General features: G+C 55.3%; 1 protein-coding gene and 1 pseudogene. Both read right to left on the bottom strand.

Annotation, left to right across the window (positions count from 1 at the left end):
* Window positions 1-191: 191 nt before the first annotated feature.
* Window positions 192-1,133, bottom strand: coding sequence for a helix-turn-helix transcriptional regulator (locus A3AY_RS37545; protein WP_167332404.1), 942 nt, complete (start codon window positions 1,131-1,133; stop codon window positions 192-194).
* Window positions 1,134-1,164: 31 nt separating this feature from the next.
* A pseudogene (locus tag A3AY_RS40085) lies at window positions 1,165-1,475 on the bottom strand (hypothetical protein); the annotation flags it as partial.

The raw sequence follows: 1,475 nt of genomic DNA, 5'->3' as shown, positions 1-1,475 counted from the left end.
GCTGTATTTGTGTTGAGGTTCGTTCAGAAAGACGGTTTTTGAAACCATCCGGAATGTCTCAAACGAGAGAACCGGAGCGATTCGACTGAAAACAGGAATGCCCGTCTACTGGGTCGAGCCTTTTCATGAGGCGAGGAGGAGAAAAGCAAGCGTCTTGTGGAACGCGATTGCTTCCAGAAAGATGAGTGGAGCTAGCCGCTCGTTTCAAAATCCTCGCGCCGGTTCAGTCGCATGCTACGTGACGGGCTAAGGCCGTAGGCTCGCTTGTAGAGAGCCGAGAAGCGGGCGGGATTGGAGAATTGCAGCTTCATCGCTAGGTCCGTCATGCTGGTCCGTTCGCAATTTCTTATCGCGTGGTGCGCGGCTGCCAATCTCATATTGCACAACACTCCCATCGGAGAGCGTCCGCGGTATGTTCGGAATAGGCGTTGGAGCGTTCGTTCAGTGCATCCCGCGGCGTCTGTCAATTCTTTCAGCGTGACCGGTTCAAAAAGCCTGTCACGCATCAACGCTTCTGTTCTGAGAACCTCTCTCGGGGCATCTGAAGGTGTGCTGGAAACAAATACGCCTGCTAAATTGTGAGGAAGCTTTGTGTAAAGCTGCGTCAGCACGAGTTGATAGTAAGCCCTCGCCAGCACGAAGGTTTCCTCCATGGGAGAGGCGCTCAGAATATTCAGGGCCTGGAGCAGGATCTGGTACAGGTCCTGTGCGCTGCCATCGCGAAAATTGGTCGGAGGCAGACAGAATTCTTGCAGATATGGGTGGCCGGTCAGTTCCTCGAAATGCTGGCGTAATGCCGATTGGGGCAAGTGGAGCGCCAGCCACGAACTTGATGGCTGAATAGTCAGTCGTTTCCCTGGTGTTTCACGGACACTTGCAACGTGCCCCGATGGGATGTGCCGAATTTTGCGCCTTGGCCGGTCGCTGACTTCAATCTCTCCTGTGACCACAAAATAGAAGCTGATCCATCCGGTATTGCGCCTGGCCAATCGCTCAAGACACACCGAGTGCTCGGCACTGGACAGCGAGAACAGCCGCAGGTCCTGTTTGCGATACGTTAGCGAACAGTCATCAGCCGGGCCGCTACGAACGATCCACCTTCCGTCCGGATCGGCGTCGCTAAGTTCGCGCAATGTGGCAATCCGCGTTTTTCTCAGAGGATCTTTATTTGTGGCGCTGGGCGTCCAAGCGCACATGGCCAAGCGAGCCAAAATAAGAGGAGGTGACTTCACCAGCCTCTTTGTGCATGGCGTCGCTGGTCTGTGATTCCAAAGCGGTGAAAAGATCAATCCCCGATCGACCGCTACCTCGAACGCCACTCCGGTTGGGTTTCGGGCGACAAGGATCCTCTTCCCGCGGCGGGGACGATCCGCCGATCTTGCAAGCCACATGCCCTTCGTTCTTGAATTCCGCAAGAACGGAGGCGCTCACTGCGGAGGCGTCATGGATGCCATCATGAGCCAGCAGCGTTTCTT

The organism is Rhizobium giardinii bv. giardinii H152, from assembly GCF_000379605.1.
Taxonomy (GTDB): domain Bacteria; phylum Pseudomonadota; class Alphaproteobacteria; order Rhizobiales; family Rhizobiaceae; genus Pararhizobium; species Pararhizobium giardinii.
This window is presented reverse-complemented; position numbering and strand designations above follow the sequence as displayed.